The following is a 19,379-nucleotide window of genomic DNA, read 5'->3' on the forward strand; positions in this document are numbered from 1 at the left end:
CAGGTGGGACATCCGCGCTCTCGTGGATTTGCAACGTCAGTGCCTCACGTCATAGGGGGAACGCTTGGGTCATGGCATACAAGGGCAGGAAAGTTCTGGTTACGGGTGCCGACGGGTTCATCGGTTCTCATCTCACCGAAGCACTCGTCCGCAGCGGCGCCGACGTCACCGCGCTGGCACTCTACAATTCCTTCGACAGCCACGGCTGGCTGGACGATTTGCCCGACACCATACGACGCCAGTTGAATCTCGTCCGCGGCGATGTTCGCGACAGCGCGTTCCTTAACCGGATCGTGCGTGGCCAGGCGGTCGTGTTTCATCTCGCCGCACTGATAGCTATCCCGTATTCGTATGCCGCTGCCCAGTCCTATGTGGAGACCAACATCCTGGGCACGGTCAACGTTCTCGAAGCGGCGCGCCAATGGGAGACGGAGCGTGTAGTGCACACTTCGACAAGCGAGGTCTACGGCACCGCGCTGACAATGCCTATCAGCGAATCCCACCCGTTGCAGGGACAGTCACCATATTCGGCATCCAAGATCGGCGCGGACATGATGGCGGAGTCCTACGCCAGATCGTTCGACATCCCCGTGGTCATCATGCGGCCCTTCAATACGTACGGCCCGCGCCAGAGTGAGCGGGCCATCGTACCGACCATTATACGCCAGGCTCTCGACAAAAAATGCCCGGCGATCATGGTGGGAGACACAAGCCCGATCCGCGATCTTACTTTCGTGGAAGACACCGCGGCGGCGTTTTTGACCGCAGGTTCCGCCGAGCTCGAATTTGGCCATGCCTACAATGCCGGAAGCCAGCGCGCTGTGACGATCTCGGACATATTGGATCTGGTGATCGAGTTGAGTGGCTGCAAGAAACCAATCCACCGGGACGAGCGCCGCCTGCGGCCGCAGAATTCCGAGGTGCGTGCCTTGCTGGCCGATTCTTCGCTCCTCGAAAGCAAGACTGGATGGCGTGCCCAGACCAGCCTGCGCGAAGGCTTGGAGCGGACCATCGGATGGTGGCAAGGGCGCCTCAGCGAAGGCCGGGTGCGACACGAAATGGGTTACATGACATGAGCTTTCGCCCGGGAGGATTGGCTCCGCTGTTGATTGCGGCCGCGGTATCGCCGGATTCGAGCCAGAAGGAGATTGTCGCCCATGGTCCTCGCTGATCGAATCCTTATTGTCGTGCTCGGCATGCTGGCTGCCATGGATACGGCTGCTGCAGCGGAACCGCGGGTCGCCTATCGACTTTCTGCCGGCGACACCGTCGAGATTGGAATTGCCTCCATCCCGGAGCGAACGCAACGTGCGGTGGTCCAGATGGACGGCACGATCGCGCTTCCCGAAGTCGGTATGGTTTCGGTGGGCGGCTTAACTCCGGCTGAACTGCAAACGCGCATGCAGACGATCTTGCCGACCAAGATATTCCACCAGCGTCTGCCTGATGGGCGGGAGCAAATGATCGTCATCAAGCCGACAGACGTGACCGCCGTGGTTGCGGAGTACAGGCCGATCTATGTGACCGGCGACGTGCTCACTCCCGGACAGCAGGCCTACCGCCCGCTGATGACCGTGCGGCAGGCGATTGCCGTGTCAGGCGGTTTCAGCCTTTTGCGGTCCCGGGCAAACCAGGTTGGCCCAGATCCGGTGGATCTGCGGCGCGATTACGAGTCGCTTTGGGGGGAATATACCAGAGATTATTTTCATAGCGCCCGCATCCGCGCCGAACTTCAGGACAAACCGACTTTCGACATGCAGCCACCACAAGGATCTCCCTTGCCGGCAAGTTTTGCGTCGGCGATCGCGCAGGCTGAAGCGGAAGGGCTGAAGCTCTCGTTGGACAACTTCCAGCAAGAGCAGGGCTTTCTGGATAAAAGCGGCAAGGATGCCGCCGCACAAACCGAGACCTTGCTCAAACGCGAGCAGGCCGAAGCGGATGGGGTGAAGGCGGACGAAGACGATCTGGCGCGCGTAAGGAAAGCGTTTGAGTCCGGAAATCTCACCAACAACCGGCTCGCCGACGTCCGGCGCGCTTTGGTTCTCTCTTCCAGCCGGGCACTCGAAACGTCGGTTGAGCTTATGAGAGCACGACGTCAGCAGGACGATTTTGCCAGACAGCACGAACGCAATGACAACCAAAGAAGGATGGGTCTGCTGATCGAGTTGAAGGATACCAACGTGCGCCTTGCCGACGTCAGCGCAAGGCTTCGCGCCGCCAGCCAAAAGTTGCAGCCCACGGGAGCTGCCGCACTGCCGTTGCCGGTTGCCGGCGAGAAGGTCCAGGCCGAGGTCACGATCATTCGCAAGGTCGGCGAAGAATGGCGAAAACAGCTTGCCCAAGAAGACACCGAGGTCATGCCGGGAGACACGATCGAGGTCAGATTCAGCAGCGCTCTCGAAAATGCGGCGACCCGATAGATCGGGCCGCGTTTCGCAACCGCTTTACTGCCTGAAGGCCCTGGAAAACTGGTCGGTAAGGGGCTTCATCAAGTAGGACCAGACACTGCGCTCGTCGGTTCTTATGTGGACTTCGGCGGGCATGCCCGGTTTGAGTATTTTCTCTCCTGTCAGGCACGTCGCTTCATTCTCGACGTCGATGCGCGCCGAAAAAAAGGAAAGCTGGCGTTGCTGATCCTTGATCAGATCCGCTGAGACGCGCTTGACCGAGCCTTCGCAAGCAGGTGTGGTGCCGGCGTCGAACGCTGGAAAGCGGATCGACACCTGCTGTCCGGGATGAATCTCATCGATACGCCACGGAGGAATGGAAGCGTCGACGACAAGGTTGTCGGAATCGGGCACAATCATCATGAGCACCTCTCCTGCGCCAATCACGCCTCCTACGGTATGGACCGAGGATTCTTGTACTGTGCCCGATTGCGGGGCACGAATGTCTGTCCTGCTGAGTTCGTCTTCGGCCACCACCTGGCGCTCGCTGAGCTCGGTCTGCTTGGCTTCCGTTTCGCGAAGTTCGTTGGTCACGTCGCTCCGCATTTGTTCGTCGAGCTGAAGCACCTGCAGGTCCGTTTCACTGATGTGAGCTTGTACCTCTGCTATCGCTGCGACAAGGCGTCCCGATTCGCCGCGAGCCCGGGTCTTATCCAGGCTGACATTGCTCAACCTCTCCTTGGACACCAACTTCTTTGCGTAGAGAGATTCGACATCCGCAAGGTTCTTGGTCAGCAGATCCAGAGACTCGTCCGTTGCAGACTGCTGCGATTTGAGGCCATCGATCTGACGTTCCAGCTGCTTCGCGCGGCTTTGTAATTGTGCCTTCTGGCCAGCCAGCGCCGCAGCACGGCTTTCAAACAAGGCACGCTCGCCACTGACAAGTGCCACCACTTGCGGGTCGCCCATTTGAGCGCGAAGGTCGGGCGGGATCTGCATTTCCGGCAGACCCTGGCGCTCGGCCTCCAGTCGGGCCAGACGAATGGTGGCGCGATTGAGGTCCTCGGTGATTATCTGCAGGTTTGCTCGGGTCAATGTGTTGTCCAGCCTGACCAACACATCGCCGGCCTTCACATGATCGCCGTCCTGCGCGAAGATTCCGCCGATGGTGCCGCCGGTTTGATGCTGGACTTTTTTAATGTTGCTTTCGACCACCACGGTTGCGGGCGCAATCACCGCGCCGGCAATCTTGGTCAATCCCAACCAGAGCCCTCCGCCAAAGATCAACAGCAAGCTGGTTGCCAGGCCCAAGAGCAGATTGGCCCGGATGCCATCCGGCTCTGGCTTCGTCTCCAACGAACGGCTTTCGCCACCGGCTGCGACGTATGACGACACGGCAACAGCAGAGCGATACCTCGCATATGCCCGGCTGCACCTTTGTGCGGCGGAACGACAATGTGCTGCTAGGCTCCGGACCAGAGTACCCCAGGGTGGATTGGCTCGAATCCCATCCGGCTCCGGCTTCTCCCCGGTCGGCTGGCCTTCGCCGCCAACCGCAGCATATGACGACATGGTCACGTTAGACACTAAGCAATACCTCACGCATGCCCGCTTGCACCGTGCTGCAGCGGAACGACAATGCTTGGCTTGTCCGGGCGCGGGAAGGGCCGGATCACATTTGCCAGAACGTCTTCGCGCGAGCCGAACGAATGGAGCATCCCGTTCGACAGGACGAGTACCTGATCGATGTTGACGAGAGCGGAGGGGCGATGCGCAACGACGATCACGATACCGCCGCGCTGACGCACTGCCAGGATTGCGCCGGCCAAAGCAGCATCACCGTCTGCATCCAGATTGGAATTTGGTTCGTCAAGAACGACGAGGAATGGATCGCCGTAAAGTGCCCTGGCAAGCCCGACGAGCTGCCTCTGCCCAGCCGAAAGGGCCGCGCCGCCTTCTCCGATGCGTGTTTGAAAACCCTGCGGAAGACGCATGATCATCTTGTCCACGCCCGCAGCCTTGGCAGCTGCCAGCACGCCTTTTGCGTCGCGCTTGCCGCCGAACCTCGAAATGTTATCGGCGATCGTCCCGTCGAACAGCTCAACGTCCTGCGGAAGGTAGCCAATATGAATGCCGAGCAGTTCTGAATTCCACTGATCGAGCGAGGCGCCGTCCAATCTTACCGTGCCACGAAGCGGCTTCCATGCCCCGACCAAAGCGCGCACGAGCGTGGTCTTGCCGGAGCCGCTCGGGCCGACGACCGCCAACCCTGCGCCTCTCGCCAAGCGGAAGCTTACATTGAAGATGGTGGGCTTCTGCAGGCTTGGTGGCGCGACGGTCAATTCCTCGACCGCAAGCTCAGCCTTCGGGCCGGGCAGTTCCATTGGCTCTTGCTGGCTATCAAAAGCATCCAGGGCTGCCGACAGCTCGGTATAGCTTTTGCGGGTTGCCAGAAACCCTCTCCAGTTTGCGATCGCCACATCGACCGGCGCCAGCGAGCGGCCCAGCAATATGGACGATGCAATGATCACGCCAGGCGAGGCCTCGCCGCCGATCACAAGGTAGGCACCAAGCCCTAGCACACATGATTGCAGGGCCATTCGGAGCGTCTTCGACAGTGAGCTTGCTGCGCCGACGACGTCGGAGAGCCGTTCCTGGTTCTTCAGATAAAGATGACTGACCTCGTTCCAGCGCCGGCTAAGCGGGGCGGAAAGGCCCATCGCCTGAACAACCTCTGCGTTGCGGCGGCCGGAGTCGGCCAGAAGCCGTTGCGCTACGAGTGTCTCAGATGCACGAGCCGCAGGTTTGCGGCCGATGATCTCGGCAACCACCGTCAAAAACACAACGGCACATGCGCCGAGCGTTGCCAGCACGCCAAGCGCGGGGTGCAGCAGATAGATGACCACCATATAAAATGGTATCCAAGGAGCGTCGAATAAGACTGTCGGCCCGAGCCCGGAAAGAAAGCCACGTAGCTGGTCCAGATCACGAAGCGGGTGTACCCGGTTCGCATCCGGCCCGGCGACGAGGGGCAGGGAAAGCGAGGCTGCGAACGCTTTTTGCTGCAGATTTCTATGCAGGCGGCTGCCGATGCGGACCAACAGGCGAAGCCTCACGAAATCGAGGAGCCCATAGGCCGCGTAAAGTCCCAGCATCCCGACTGTAAATCCGACAAGAGTCGGCACGCTCTGCGAAGGCAGCACGCGGTCATAGACCTGGAGCATGTAGACGGAGCCGGTCAAGGCGAGGATATTTATCAATGCCGAGAAAATGCCTACGCCGACGAGGCCGTGCACACAGCCGAACATTGCGGAGCGGAGATCGAGCGAGCGCCCTTTGGTCGACTTCATGATGTGCGCTCGTTGACGCGAAATTGCCGCGCAATCTCGTCGATTCTTTCGATGAGGGACAAACTTTAACCTTCCGGGAAGCAGCAGCCCCGCCCCGCTGCTGAACATTACGAATTGCTTACATACGTGCCTTCTTTGATTAAAATGTAGCAAAATCGTGACGCCAGGCTGAGAATTCGGCAACTGGCTCGCCAGGCTGGGGATAACCGGGTCGAGTAAGGAGATATTCCTAATCATGACACGGCGCAGAAGCTTATGGTCATCTTTGTAGCATCAAGGCTTCAAAGCGTCTGGGGAGGGATCGGTTTTGATTTTGTCGATCGAGAGTTAAACGGTTTTGAGATACACTTCATCGGTACGCAATTGTCGGTCACCAACGCCGGCTAAATCGGGGAGGCGAGTGTCGTGAGCGAAGAGATCAATGTTGCCGATGCCTACGGCAGGGGGCGCAGCACCTTCATGGGATTGCAGTTGCTGGTCTCGCCCGGTGCGCTTGTTCCTCGGCCGGAAACGGAACTGCTCGGCAAGGCCGCTCTCGATGTCCTGAGCCAACTGAACCTGCCGGTGCCTCGCGTTGTCGACATGTGCTGTGGGGCGGGCAATCTGGCGTGCGCCATCGCGCACCACGCTCCCACCGCGCGCGTGTGGGCAAGCGATCTTACCGACGGATGCGTGGAGGTCGCGCGCCGCAACGTCACCCATCTTGAAATCGAGGACCGGGTAACGGTGCTTCAGGGCGACTTGTTCAGCGCCTTCTCAGGCTTGGAGCTCGATGGCACGATCGATGTGATCGTTTGCAACCCGCCCTACATTTCGGAAAAACGGCTCGAGGGCGACCGTTCGCATCTGGTCGAGCTCGAGCCGCGTGAAGCATTCGCAGCCGGCCCCTACGGCCTGAGCATCCACATGCGGGTGCTCAAGGAGGCGCCGCGCTATTTGCGGCGCGGAGGCATCCTGCTTTTCGAGGTGGGGCTTGGCCAGGACCGGCAGGTCATGAGTTTGCTCGAGCGTTCCAAGGCCTATGAGAGTATCCGGGCAGTCACCAACCAGGCCGGTGAGGGCAGGGTGGTAGTGGGACATACGAGGGCGCAGGCGTAAGCATCGCAGCCGCGGCGGGTAGACGCGCTGTCGCGGCGGGTAGACGCGCTGTCGCGGCTAGAAACGGCCGGGAAGTTGAAACAGAGTTGCGCGAGATTTCGGCGATCAGTTTCTCTTGCGTCAGTTTCTCTTGCGCATGACGTATTGCGCAATTCCCTCGATGGAATCGAGATTCTCCGGCAGCAGCTCGCTGTCTTCGACCGTGATGCCGAAGGTCTCCTCGATGAAGCCGATAACCTCGAGCACACCCGTCGAGTCCACGATGCCCTGGTCGAGTAGCGAGGTGTCGCTCTCCAGGCTCTCGGGATCGGCTATATAGAAATTCGAAGCCAGGAAAGCGCGAATTTGTTCGCTGCAGGTATCGGTTCTATCCTTGGTAGATAACATTGATTTCGCCTCCGGTACAAAAGATGAATGCTGATCAACTTCGCCCTGGTACCGATTCATGACAGGGCCGTTTTTTTGAGCTTACCCGTGTCGGTCATCGGCAGACTGGGTACGATGACGATGGACTTCGGAACCATGAAGTTTTCCAGCCGTCTCTGGCATTCTTTCTGCAACTGCTTTTCACCGATCATGCTTCCCTGCTCCATCACGACAAATGCCTTCACTGCTTGCCCGAGCAGCTCGTCCGGAACGCCGATGACCGCGGCTTCCCGTACGCCCGCAATGTTCATCAACACGTTTTCCACCTCCTTCGGCGCTATCTTCTCTCCGCGCGATTTTATGATCTCGTCGCCGCGACCGACGAAGTAGAGGTAGCCCTCGGCGTCCATCCGGCAGTAGTCGCCGGTGTATAGGACCTGCTCACCCGGCAGCGGGCCGGGCTTGAGCTTCCTGGCTGTCGCCTCCGGCTTGCCCCAATAGCCCTTCATCACCGTCGCTCCGCGGATGACGAGCTGACCAACGATGCCGGGGCCGACCCGCCTGTCATGCTCGTCGACAATCCACATTTCCGTATTGGGGATGGCGATCCCGACGCTCGACGGCTTTCGCTCCAGATCCTCCGGCGGCAGGTAGGTGCAGCGCTTGCATTCGGTAAGGCCGTACATCGAATAGATGCGGGCGCCAGAAAACAGCTCCTGCAGTAGGAGAATGTGCTTGAGCGGCAGGGCGGCCGCAGTGTTCGTGACGTAGCGAATACTCGAAAAATCCTGATCCCTGAGAGACCTGAGCTCCCCGAGTGCGGCGAAGATGGTCGGTACGCCGGGAAAACCCGTCACCCTTTCTTGCTTGATCAGCCCAAGGATCTGCGCCGGGAAGGCGAACGAGCGCTCAAGCACCAGCCGGGCGCCCGCGCCGAATGCCATGATCATCTGGTAAAGACCGTAGTCGAAGGCGAGCGGCAGGACATTGAGGATCACCTCGTCTTCGGCAAGCGCCAGGTATGAGGAAATCGAGGCGCACGCGGCGATCATGTTTCGATGCGTCAGCATCACGCCCTTGGGCTCGCCCGTCGAGCCGGACGTATAAATGATCGCAGCGAGATCGATGTCGATGCAGCGGCGCGAGGGCGGCGTGCTGCGGGCTGCCGCGACCGCGGCGTCCCAGCGCACAGCATGCGGCAATTCTTGCAGGTCGCTGTGTTCGATCGGCCCGGAGACGATCATGCGGCGCAACGATGGGCAATTCCGCGCCGGCTCCCTGAAAATCGAGTGCAGGTGTTTGTCGGTGATCAGTGCCGTCGGGCGGCAATCGTTGAGCAGATAATCAAGCTTGTCGCTTTTGGTGAGCGGATTGACGATGCACACCACGGCGTTGGCCTTGAGCACCGCCCAGAACGCAATGACGGCCTCGACAGTGTTGTCGGCGAAGACCACCACGCGATCGCCACGCGCAATTCCGGCATCGGTCAAATGGTGCGCTATGGCGTTCGAACGCATATCGAGATCGCCATAAGTGACACGTTGATTGCCGCACACCAGGGCCACCTTCTCGCCGAGCCGGCTGGCAGAGTGGGTGAGATAGTCGTGCAGGAGCGGTACGGCGCCATGCATCATGCGAGCACCTCTTCGCGGTGTTCGCGGTCGATATCGATGCTGAGCCTGAGCGTGCGAGCCCCACTTGGACGGCTCGCGATAAATTGCCGATGAAGAAGCTGCGTCGACAGCACCCCGACCAGCGCCATATTGTCGGAGTTGGACAGGTCGCCGTCGCCGGCGCTGGCCTGGCACTTGTTCAGGAGCCGGGTAACCGACTTGGGATCGAAGACGTTCGCTTCGCGCAGCGCCGCCTCCGAAAGTGCTTCGCGAATGTAGGCCGGAGCGCCATCTGCGACAAAGCAAAGCGCGTTGGGAGCCCGGTAAGGCTGCTTCTTGCGGGTGACGATTTCCGACGGCACGATCGGTTGCGCTACGCGCTTCAGCACATGCTTTTCATCGAGCACGCGCAGCTTGTATGCGGCCGGAAGCGAATTCGCGAGTCTCACGAGTTCATGATCGAGGAACGGGAAGCGCCCCTCGACGGAATGAGCCATCAGCATTCTGTCCCCTTGTGAGGAAAGCAGGTATCCCGACATCAGCGTCTGAATCTCTATATACTGGTCCTGCGCAAGAGAGCCCCATCGCGAAAACTCCGGCGGCAGGCGGGCAAGCAGCTCGGACACGGCGTTGCGGCGCTCCGTTTGGGCGCGCATGTCTGCCGAAAACAGCCGCTTGATGGCGCTTGTGGTACGCCAGCGCGTGCCATGCGCAAAACCAGGCGCGTCACAGGCGTGGATGTCGCGCCCGAAGAACTGGCGTGCCATAGCCTGCTGCTGCACCGGCGAGCGGCTGAGATAGGGATAGAGGCGCTCCAGCAGCCGCGAGCGTCGCGTCGAGGCGGGCTGGCGTCCCCAGAAGCGGCGGACCTTGCCCTCGCGGAACAAATCGTAGCCGGCGAACATTTCGTCGGCCCCTTCGCCGGTCAGCACGACCTTGATGCCATGCTGGCGCACCAGTCTCGAGAGCAGGAACAGCGGCGCCGGCGCGGTCCTGAGGATTGGCCGCTCGGTGTGGTAGATCACCTCAGGGAAGATGCCAGCGATATCGCTGCGCGAAACAACCACCTCATGATGGTCACTGCCGGCCACGCCGGCAACCAGGCGCTGGAAATAGGTCTCATCATACTCGGCGTCGGCAAAACGCAGCGAGAAAGTCTGGAAGCGCTCGCCCGCGAAGCGTCTCCCCAGCGTGGCGACCAGCGAGCTGTCGAGCCCGCCGGACAAATAGCAGCCGACCGGCACGTCGGCGCGTACTATCCTGAGCGCCGTCGCGGCTTCCAGGGCGCTGCGCACTTCCTCCGCCGCGTCATCAAGCGAGCCGGTGAATTCATCATCGCCGGGTCCGTCAACCTCTGGATAGTCAGGCTTCCAAAAAGCCCGCTCCCGGACGACGCCGCTGTCATAAATGCGGACATGCCCCGGCGTGAGTTCGCTTACTCCTCCAAACACGCCTTGTGGCGGCGCGACAGTCCAGAGTGTGAAAGTCTGATCGATGCCGGCTGGATCGAAGGCGCGGGGTATATCCGCATCGGCCGCGAAAATGGCCTTCACCTCGCTGGCGAAGTAAAGCCGTCCGCCATGCTCGCAAAAGTGCAGCGGGCAGATGCCGAACCGATCCCGCGACAAGACGAGACGACCTGCCACGGAGTCCCAGATGGCGACTGCCCACTGCCCATTCATTCGCTCGAAGGCGGCCTCGCCCCAGGCATGATAGGCATGGACGATGACCTCGGTGTCGCTGCGTGTGCGAAAGCGATAACCGAGCGCGACCAGATCTTGTCGCAGCTCGACGTAATTGAAGATTTCGCCGTTGAAGACGATCCACATTGTGTCGCCCGCGCCGGCGAGTGGCTGCTGGCCGCTTGCGAGATCGATGACGGACAGGCGGGCATGCGCCAATCCTGCACGTCTGTCCCGGTAAAGGCCGCGCTCGTCCGGGCCGCGATGCGCCAGCGCGCCCGCCATGCGTATCAGCGCATCCCGGGAAGGGGACGCCGCTGCGGCGCTCAGCGACACAATTCCGGCGATGCCGCACATCGCCTAGCCCTCGCCCATTGAAGAGGATACCAACGGCCGCGCGTGAAGATAACGTGCGGCGCGCCGCTTGCTGTCGATATCCTTGAAAACCTTCTGGACCTGCATCACGGTGAGGCCGGTTGCCTCGGCGACGTCTTCGTCGGCGATCCCATGGTTCAAGCCGTAGAGGCACAGATCCATCAGATAATAAGGAAGCGCGAAGTAGAACTCCTCCTGACTCTGCGCCATCGAGAAGGTGTCTGTGGTGGGCGGTCTGCGCCGGACCTCTTCCTCCACCCCAAGATATTCGGCCAACTGGTAGACCTGGGTCTTGTAGAGGTGGACGATTGGCATCAGGTCGGCAATTCCGTCGCCCTGCTTGACGAAGAAGCCCTGGTCGTACTCCAGGCGGTTCGGCGTGCCCGCTACCGCGTAGTTGAGGCGGTCGGCATGGTAGTATTCGGTCATCTTGCGCAGGCGCTGCTTGTAGTTGGTTGCAGCGACGATCTGCAGATAGGCTGCCGACGGCAGGCGCACCGTGTCGGTCCTGCCCTCGGGGTCCTGAACCGTGAGGCGCGTGATGTTGAGACCGTTGCTCTCGAGAACCGAGGCGAGCACCAGCTTGCATTTCCAGCTGTCCCCATATTCGGGAACGACGGTCTGGATTGCTTCGGTCTGCCGTCTATAGGCGCCGACCGCTTCCAGGGCCGGCGTTATATCCTCCAGGATCGTTTCGATACCAAGGTGTGCGGCGACAATGCGGCCGAGCCTCAGTGAGTCGCCGGAGGAATGGCGCTCCGGCATGAATATCCCGAGGACCTTGCCTTTCCCAAAGGCGCGAACACACAACGCCGCAACGACGGAGCTGTCGATGCCGCCTGAGAGGCCGACAACCACCCCTCGACGTCGCAGCGTGCCGAAGACCTGCTGGCGCAAGATCTGGACGATGCGATCGACTTCCGCGCCAGCGTCGAGCACCAGGGCGTCTTTGCCGAATGTTGAGATCAGGTCGATGGCTTGTACTCCAGTTTGCGAGACTCGATTGGCGAATAGGTTTTCGCCACCGCTTTCTCGATAAGGGGACGATTGGTGGTAAGGTGAGGCTCTACAACCAGATCGATGTGGCTGCCGACGATCGGAATCACGTCCAGATGGGCGAAGACGCTATCCCAGCCGATTGCCAGAGGCATTCCGGGTCGAGCACAGCGGAACAGGGTGCCTGTGATCGGCAGAGCCGGCTTTGGCTCGGCCACCCACTGGAAGAAGGCTTGCGCGCGCAAAACCTCTTGCAGTTCCAGTTTGGTTCTAAAGCTCGTCGCGTTGAACTGTCCTTGAGCGAAGCGGTCGAGAAACTGGACCAGTTGTGCCTCGCGCTTCATTGCCACGGCGACTTTCGCGAGGGCGCGGCATGCCATCCGGTAAGCGGACACGCGGTTGGTTCGGATTCGATTGAATGTGCGCGTAAACGTCTCCCAGCGGGCGCTTCGCTCCCCGACGAGGCTGGTGTCGAGGATGCCGAGGAACTTTACGGTTCGCCCCGCTGCCAGCAGCCGCGCCGCAACTTCGAAGGCAACAGCGCCGCCGAGCGAATGGCCGAGAAGTCGTACATGGCCCGAGGGTTGGGCGCGGCGGATCTGGTCGACGGCGGCGTCGGCCATATCGGCGAGGCTGTCTTGTCCGCGCAGTATCATAGCCAGGGCCGGATACCTGATCGGGGCAACGCGGGTCACCTTGCCCATCGCTGCTGCAAAGGCTGCAAGGCTCGGGCCATAGCCGACGGACCCCGGGAACAGAAAAAGAATGGGAGGGTCGTGCTTCTGGGCGCGCGCGCTTTGATCGCCTGCCTGGGCGGACACGACCGCCTTGACCATTTGCTCCAGGCTCATCCCGACGGTGAAGGCCTCAAGGCCGAGTTCCTGCCCGATGGCGCTTTCGATTTCCATGACGCAGTGCAGCAGCTTCAGCGAATCTCCTCCGGCGTCATCCCAGCGTCCTGCCGCCACGCGCGTATTGAGAATGCTGGTCCATGCCCGCTGGACAACCTGCTGCGCGGTCAGCTTGCCTCGCGGCTCGAGCGGACGCGCGGTCGCCGCTGTCTCTCTGGCTGAAAGATCCATCTCTGCAAGTGTCGTGATGTCGACTTTGCCGCTCGGCAGACGCGGAATCTCGGCGATCGTGTGCAACCGCAAGGGACGCAGCGGCGGCGGCAGATTGGTCCTGACAAGCTGGCGAAGCTCGTCCGAAAAGGTCGCTTCGGCCGAGCGCCGAGGAACAGCAAAGGCGACAAGCTCATTCGCGGCCGTCACGATTGCCACGGCATCCGCGACAGAGGGTGCACAACGCAGCACCCGTTCGAGTTCGGCTGGCTCGACGCGTCGACCGTTGATTTTTACCTGGCGCCCCTTGCGACCGACGATGTGCAGTAGGCCTTGATCATCAAGTCGAACGAGGTCACCTGTCGCGAAAATCCGAAGGCCTGGATCGTGCGGGTCTGATGTTGCCGGCACAACCGCCCCGTCCTCCCAATGGCCAAGCAAGACATACGGGCTCCTGATCAGAAGCTCTCCGCTGCGGCCCGGTTGAACGCGGCGGCCCGCTTCGTCGACAATTGCGAAGGTGATTCCAGGCAGCAGCCAGCCAACTGGAACCGAATCTCCATGCTCTGGCCAGTCTCGCGGCAGGAACCATTGCGAGCCGGTGGTCTCGGTTGACGAGTAACCGATCTGGATAAGGCACGTATCGGAGACGGCCTTGCGCAGCAGGGCGATGTCGGTCCAGGGCACCTTCTCGCCACCGATCCGGGCGACTCTGAGTGAATGGAACGCTTCTGCAGGTCCGTCTGCCATAAGCGCGCGAAGCAGTGCCGGCACCAGATAGGTGATTGTCACGTCTTCGGATCGCACCAGGCGTTGAACGGCGCGCAGGCCGACCGCTTCGACTTCGACCAGATGCAAGGTGGCGCCGGTGAGAAGAGCAGCAAGAATCTCCCGGCACCCGGCGATTGTGGCGGGTCCGGTCAATGGCAGGAAAACATCATCCGAGTTGATGTGGCACGCATCGACATATTGCTGGACCCGGCACAGCAAGCTGCGCTGGCTGTTAACGATGCCTTTGGGCCGGCCCGTACTCCCTGACGTATAAAGCACGATGGCGGGCGCATCGACCGAGACGGAATAAGAACGAGGCACTTGCCCAGCCTGCGAGGCCGCACTGGTCGACACATCGATCCAACTGACCAGGTGGGGCAATCCATCGGGTCGGACATTGCCCTCGCCCAGGACAGCTGAGAGCCGCGCCCCGGCCACGATTTCAAGGATACGCGAGCTAGGATCTCGCGCGTTGAGTGGCACCGAAGGCCGCCCAGCCGTCATGCTTGCCAGCATGGCAATGGGATACCAGGCCGAGTTGGCCTGAAGAATCCCTATCGCCTGTCCGTCTGGGACGGTCGCCGCGATCTGGTGGGACAGCGTCTCGACTGACCGGAGGAGCTGGGAATAGGTCAGACGATTGGCGCCGTCGCTGATTGCAAGCTTGTCGGGGTACTGGCGGACGACATTTCTCAGGTGATCGAAGGCCGCAATGTTGGTAAAATCGACGCCCAATCTTTGAAATGGGCGCAGTACGGGACCACCCTGATCCAGTGCGTATTGTGGGACACTGGACCAATTATCGGAGGTCGTTGTCTGACAATCCACCGCTAGATCCTGATCCGCGACTTCTGATCCCAAATATGCCGAAGACATGAGTTGCCTACGCTAAGATTAGGGTCACTTATCGCCCCCCGCCCCAATCTTTTCATCGATCATTCTGATGATGCCCTGATCTTCCCTCAAGGGCGCTTGGTTAGTCACTTCGCCTGTTTCGCAAGCCGCCGGCCGAGCCAATCATGCCGGGCTCGCTGGCTGTTGTGGTGCGCATGACACGGACACATGCCAAGGCGGGCTCGAAGACCAAGGTGGGGTCGAAGATGGAATTGCCGCTATTCAGGCATATTGCCTATTCGGTGGTTCTTCCGGACGACACCGGCGATGCTTCGGTGTCGGAATAGCTGCCGGGGACGAAACAATAGGCATAGATCTGTCCCCGATTTTCGTCGGTCACGCGGATCCAATCCTTTTCCCACGTTCGGAAGGTAATACGCCCGCCCGTCATCATAGCTGCGGCTCTGAACGGACTCGGCGCGTTGACAACGCGCACCGAGATAACATCGTCGCCGTCCATACGCTCGACGAGATACGTCTGCATGAAAGCCTCCCCATGCCCCGCTAGATCACCCGCACTTTAACGCCGGCTAATGAATTCGGTTGCAACTGCTTGGCGAAACTTTGGGTCCGATACTTTCCGTACCCACCGGCAACTTGGTCCTCCGTATCCGTCAGGTTTTTCAGCGACGGGATGCCAGTTCAGGGGAGGGCAGGCTGATTGCGGCCATGCCGGCGACATGCCAATCTGCGCCGCAACGTTAGGCCCCTGCCTCCGCGGGCAATGGAAAAGGCGCTCGAATGGGCTCCTTTATGCTGTCCGTGATCTGGCATTCTGCCCGTGATTTGGCCTCATCGGACGACCCTGCAGGCCTTTGCGGGACATCCACATAGCGTGGCGTCGCCATCACCGAGGCATAGCAATGTGCGTCGGCAGAGAAATGGGACGGTTCGAGGTTTTCTGAACCTGCCTCACGCGACTGCGTCGTGTCGACGATCCGTTGGAACAGAAGACCTGGCGCTGGAACGTCAATCGTATTTGGCCAGGAAGCGCCCGACGGCGCTGAGGCAGTCGTACTTTTCCTCCACATGCGGCATGTGGCTGGAATTCGGGAAGACCAGGCCTTCAACGTACGGGATAAGATCCAGAAAGGGCTGGACGCAGGCCTCGGTCGCTTCGTCGTAGAAGCCGCGGAAAACCAGGGTCGGCGCCTCGATCCGATGCAGGCGGTCGACGATGGTCCAATTCCGCATCGTGCCGATGACGTGGAACTCATTGGGACCGTTCATGGTGTGATAGACGGTCGGATCTTCCTCGATTGCCGCAAATGTCCGGGCGACCTCTGGCGGCATCGGAACGACGCGACAGACATGACGGTCGTAGAAAGCCTTCGTCGCCGCAACATATTCGGGGTGATCGGTGGTTCCCGCCGCTTCGTGCCGGTCGAGCGTACTTTGCACATCGGCTGGCAACTCGGTGCGCAATTGCCGGGCTCCTTCCACCCACAGCGCCATCGAGGCCAGCGAATTGGCCAGGATCAATGCCTTGAGCCCCTCAGGGCGGCGCACGGCGTGCTCGGCCGAGAGTATGCCGCCCCAGGACTGGCCGAGCAGGGCATAATGGCCGGCAATGCTGAGATGGGCGAGCAACGCATCGAGTTCGCCCAGGAAGAAATCGACGGTCCAGAAGTCGCCGCCCTTGTCCGGCAGATGGGTCGATTTGCCGTTGCCGATCTGATCGTAGTGGATGACGGCTCGCCCGGTTCCGGCAAGCTCCTTGAATGAGTCCACATAGTCGTGGGTGCAGCCCGGTCCACCATGAGCGACGACCAGGGGCAGCTTGCCCGACCCGAGGTCCCCGGTCACACGGTACCAGGTGCGATAGCCCTTGTAGTCGCTAAATCCTTCGGTGATCGCATGTGCCGTCACAGTCCAAGCTCCGCATCATGGCGCGGCAGGAGCCACTTTGGTGCACCCCTCCCAAGCCTTGTTTGCGGCCGACGGTACTAAGCGGCCCAGCGCATTTACAGCTAGCACTTTTTATAGGTTCGCCGGTTATGGGTTTGCCCGAGGCAAGGCCGATCCCCCGCAGGTCGCGAGCCTCAATGCTCCGGTTCGAGCAGCCGGTAATGGGCGGCGAGCGCGATGGCATGGAAGCGGTTGCGCGCGCCAAGCTTTCGCGTCGCCGCGTTGAGGTGCAGCGTTGCGGTAGGCACCGCGCGGCCAATCTCACGCGCGACCTGCTTGGCCGTCAGTCCGGCAGCGGCCAGGCGCAGGCACTGACGTTCGCGCGACGTCAGATGGACATGTTGGCAGGTGCGGATTCCGGCGTCGAAACCGGCGTAGGCGGAGTCATGCAGCAGATGACCCAGATCTCCGATCTCGGCGATCAAGGGTCTGGCTTCGAGCTCGAACCCGGCCTCCGGATCGGCACGGATCGCGGTGAAGGTGGCGAGATCGCCGCCGGCAAGGCGAATGGGTACGGTGACGCCGCAGGTCATCCTGGTGTCAAGCAAATAGCTGACCACAGGATCGTGCTTGGACTGGAGCACGCGCTGCATGACGGTGCTCTGAACGCCGCTGTGCGACCAGAGAAACGGTCTCGATACGGTGAGCGCGGCCTCCTGCACCGGGTCAAGCTGATAATATCCGCCCTTGCACCAGAGATCCTGCATGTCGCGCGGCACGTTGCGCAGAGCCATCAACGAGGGCGTGATAAGCTCGCCCTTGTGACTGACCGGCACGGGCGTATAGTCGTAGATGAACGCGGTGAAACCGATGGGCTCCAGCACCTCCGTTGCCACCGCCATGGCAGCGTCGATGCTCATTCCGGTTTGGAACCGGCTCTCTAGATCGCCTGGAAGGCTTTGCATCGGGCAAGCTTACCCGCTGATGATTGCTTGTCAAATAGCCATGTCGGCCGGCTGCTCAACAAATAGGCGGGGGTAAGCCTGTCCGACCCTATCTATCTTAATAGCTATCCCGTCCGGCTTCGCTCGCCGTAGTCTTTTGTGATTGGGCCAAGTAGCGGACACCGTTCGCAAACCCAGACTGTTTCAGCCGCGCAATGGTCGATCGATCGGGTTCAGCGCGGCAAAAGCCGACACGCCTCCATGAGGGAATAAATATGCGACCCCAAAAAGCATTTGCAGCGTTGATACCCTGCCTGGCTCTGCTCGGCGTGACCATGACGTCGCCGGCAAGCAGTGCCTTGGCCACCGAGGGCAAGCCAGGCGGCACACTCCGACTGCTGGCCAATGCCGCGGCAGGCACCGCCGATCCGCACATCAACTACACGCTGCAGTATTTCCAGATCAATTATGTCCTCTACGATGGCCTGGTGACCTACAAGAAGGCCGGGGACAAGACCGGCTTCGAAGTCGTCGCGGACCTGGCGGAAAGCCTCCCGCAGGTCGAGAACGGCGGCAAGACCTACGTCTTCAAGCTGCGCAAGGGCATCAAATTCGCGGATGGCTCGGATGTCACCACGAAGGACGTGGTGGCTTCGTTCCAACGCATCTTCAAGATCAGCGGGCCGACGGCCGGGACCTTCTACAAAGGCATCGTCGGCGCGGATGCGTGCTTGAAGGCCCCCGCTGCATGCACCCTCGAAGGTGGCCTGTCGGTCGACGATGCGGCCGGAAGCATTACCTTCAACCTGGTCCAGCCGGATGCCGAGTTCCTGCAGAAGCTGGCCGTTCCACACGCGTCGATCCTGCCGGCGAGCGCGCCGCTGAAGGACGCCGGCACCGATCCGATCCCGGGTACCGGACCGTACATGATCGCCAGCTACGACCCCAACAAGCTAATGAAGATTGTGCGCAATCCTCACTTCAAGGAATGGAGCAAGGAAGCGCAGCCGGCCGGATATCCGGACGAGATCGACTATGAATTCGGCCTTACCGACGAGGCGGCGGTGACGGCGGTCGAGAATGGCCAGGCGGACTGGATGTTCGACCCACCGCCGTCCGACCGTCTCGCCGAACTCGGCACCAAATATGCCGCGCAGGTCACGGTTCACCCGCTGACGGCAATGTGGTATGCGCCGATGAACACCAATCTGGCGCCGTTCAACGACATCCGCGTTCGCCAAGCCGTGAACTTCGCGATCGACCGCGCCGCGATCGTCAAGCTGTTCGGCGGCAGCAATCTGGCGCAGCCGGCCTGTCAGATCCTGCCGCCGGGCTTCCCGTCATTCGCAGCCTATTGCCCGTTCACCGCCAATCCAGGTGAGAAGTGGTCGGCGCCGGATATGGACAAGGCCAAGCAATTGGTCGCGGAATCGGGAACCGCAGGTCAGGAGGTGACGATCATCACCGAGGACACCACGGTCTCCAAGGCGATCGGCGTCTACCTGCAGGATGTGCTCAACCAGCTTGGCTACAAGACGTCGGTCAAGCCGATCTCGCAGAACATACAGTTCACCTACATCCAGAACACCAATAACAAGGTGCAGATTTCGATCTCGCAATGGTTCCAGGATTACCCGGCGCCATCGAATTTCCTGCAGGTCTTGTTCAGCTGTGCCTCGTTCACGCCGGGCTCCGACGCCTCGGTCAATATTTCGGGGTTCTGCGACAAGTCGATCGACGCCTCGATGGACGAGGCAGAGGCAGCCACCATCGCCGATCCGGCCAAGGGCGCGACACTCTGGACCGCCATCGACAAGGCTGTGACGGACAAGGCTCCGGTCGCTGTCCTGTTCACGCCAAAGCGCGTCGATGTGATCTCTTCCAGGCTGAAGAACTTCACCTTCAGCCCGCAATTCTACTGGATTGTCAGCCAGTCCTGGGTGGAATAGCCGACCGGAGCCAATGCGACGGAGTGCCGCTGGCTCTCCGTCGCA

Annotated in this window: 14 protein-coding genes; 4 read left to right on the forward strand and 10 right to left on the reverse strand. The window is 60.8% G+C overall.

Translation table 11 applies throughout. The annotated features are described in order from the left end of the window. Nucleotides 1-71: 71 nt before the first annotated feature. Both NKI17_RS12340 and NKI17_RS12345 read left to right on the forward strand, forming a co-directional pair. A complete protein-coding gene (locus NKI17_RS12340; RefSeq protein ID WP_023675622.1) occupies nt 72-1,076 on the forward strand; it encodes an SDR family NAD(P)-dependent oxidoreductase in 1,005 nt (334 codons plus the stop codon). 81 nt (nt 1,077-1,157) lie between these two features. Continuing rightward, nucleotides 1,158-2,420 carry a polysaccharide biosynthesis/export family protein gene (locus NKI17_RS12345; protein WP_023675623.1) on the forward strand — a complete coding sequence of 421 codons (1,263 nt, stop codon included), beginning with the start codon at nt 1,158-1,160 and terminating at the stop codon, nt 2,418-2,420. Between the two features lie 24 nt (nt 2,421-2,444). Here NKI17_RS12345 and NKI17_RS12350 read toward each other — a convergent pair whose 3' ends face one another. Beyond that, nucleotides 2,445-3,743 (reverse strand): HlyD family type I secretion periplasmic adaptor subunit, encoded by a 1,299-nt coding sequence (locus NKI17_RS12350; RefSeq protein WP_352906015.1) that lies wholly within the window; start codon nt 3,741-3,743, stop codon nt 2,445-2,447. A 242-nt stretch (nt 3,744-3,985) separates the two neighbouring features. Further along, nucleotides 3,986-5,737: a type I secretion system permease/ATPase gene (locus tag NKI17_RS12355; protein WP_352569013.1), complete on the reverse strand. Its 1,752-nt coding sequence runs from the start codon at nt 5,735-5,737 to the stop codon at nt 3,986-3,988. Between the two features lie 405 nt (nt 5,738-6,142). Between NKI17_RS12355 and NKI17_RS12360 the strand changes: the two genes are divergently transcribed. Next, a complete protein-coding gene (locus NKI17_RS12360) occupies nt 6,143-6,835 on the forward strand; it encodes a N5-glutamine methyltransferase family protein (RefSeq protein WP_352449674.1) in 693 nt (230 codons plus the stop codon). Nucleotides 6,836-6,955: 120 nt separating this feature from the next. Here NKI17_RS12360 and NKI17_RS12365 read toward each other — a convergent pair whose 3' ends face one another. The 8 genes from NKI17_RS12365 to NKI17_RS12400 all read right to left on the reverse strand — a co-directional run bounded on the left by NKI17_RS12365 (nt 6,956) and on the right by NKI17_RS12400 (nt 17,361). Continuing rightward, nucleotides 6,956-7,222, reverse strand: a complete 267-nt coding sequence (locus NKI17_RS12365) for an acyl carrier protein (protein WP_023675628.1) — start codon at nt 7,220-7,222, stop codon at nt 6,956-6,958. Between the two features lie 56 nt (nt 7,223-7,278). Continuing rightward, nucleotides 7,279-8,835 (reverse strand): class I adenylate-forming enzyme family protein, encoded by a 1,557-nt coding sequence (locus NKI17_RS12370; protein ID WP_352569014.1) that lies wholly within the window; start codon nt 8,833-8,835, stop codon nt 7,279-7,281. Then, nucleotides 8,832-10,853 (reverse strand): asparagine synthase (glutamine-hydrolyzing), encoded by a 2,022-nt coding sequence (gene asnB, locus NKI17_RS12375; RefSeq protein ID WP_352569015.1) that lies wholly within the window; start codon nt 10,851-10,853, stop codon nt 8,832-8,834. Before asnB ends, NKI17_RS12370 begins: the two co-directional genes overlap by 4 nt. Nucleotides 10,854-10,856: 3 nt before the next feature. Continuing rightward, entirely contained in the window at nt 10,857-11,840 is a 984-nt protein-coding gene (nadE, locus tag NKI17_RS12380) for an NAD(+) synthase (protein ID WP_352569191.1), read from the reverse strand. Next, entirely contained in the window at nt 11,837-14,575 is a 2,739-nt protein-coding gene (locus NKI17_RS12385; RefSeq protein WP_023675632.1) for a non-ribosomal peptide synthetase, read from the reverse strand. Before NKI17_RS12385 ends, nadE begins: the two co-directional genes overlap by 4 nt. A gap of 253 nt (nt 14,576-14,828) precedes the next feature. Next, nucleotides 14,829-15,077, reverse strand: a complete 249-nt coding sequence (locus NKI17_RS12390; protein ID WP_156937305.1) for a hypothetical protein — start codon at nt 15,075-15,077, stop codon at nt 14,829-14,831. A 485-nt stretch (nt 15,078-15,562) separates the two neighbouring features. After that, nucleotides 15,563-16,462 (reverse strand): proline iminopeptidase-family hydrolase, encoded by a 900-nt coding sequence (locus NKI17_RS12395; RefSeq protein ID WP_352906017.1) that lies wholly within the window; start codon nt 16,460-16,462, stop codon nt 15,563-15,565. Nucleotides 16,463-16,635: 173 nt separating this feature from the next. Next, entirely contained in the window at nt 16,636-17,361 is a 726-nt protein-coding gene (locus NKI17_RS12400) for a LuxR family transcriptional regulator (RefSeq protein ID WP_245274646.1), read from the reverse strand. Between the two features lie 299 nt (nt 17,362-17,660). Between NKI17_RS12400 and NKI17_RS12405 the strand changes: the two genes are divergently transcribed. Continuing rightward, nucleotides 17,661-19,334 (forward strand): ABC transporter substrate-binding protein, encoded by a 1,674-nt coding sequence (locus NKI17_RS12405; RefSeq protein ID WP_352906019.1) that lies wholly within the window; start codon nt 17,661-17,663, stop codon nt 19,332-19,334. Nucleotides 19,335-19,379: the final 45 nt, after the last annotated feature.

Origin of the sequence: Mesorhizobium sp. M0816 (assembly GCF_040320005.1) — a bacterium.
GTDB lineage: Bacteria > Pseudomonadota > Alphaproteobacteria > Rhizobiales > Rhizobiaceae > Mesorhizobium.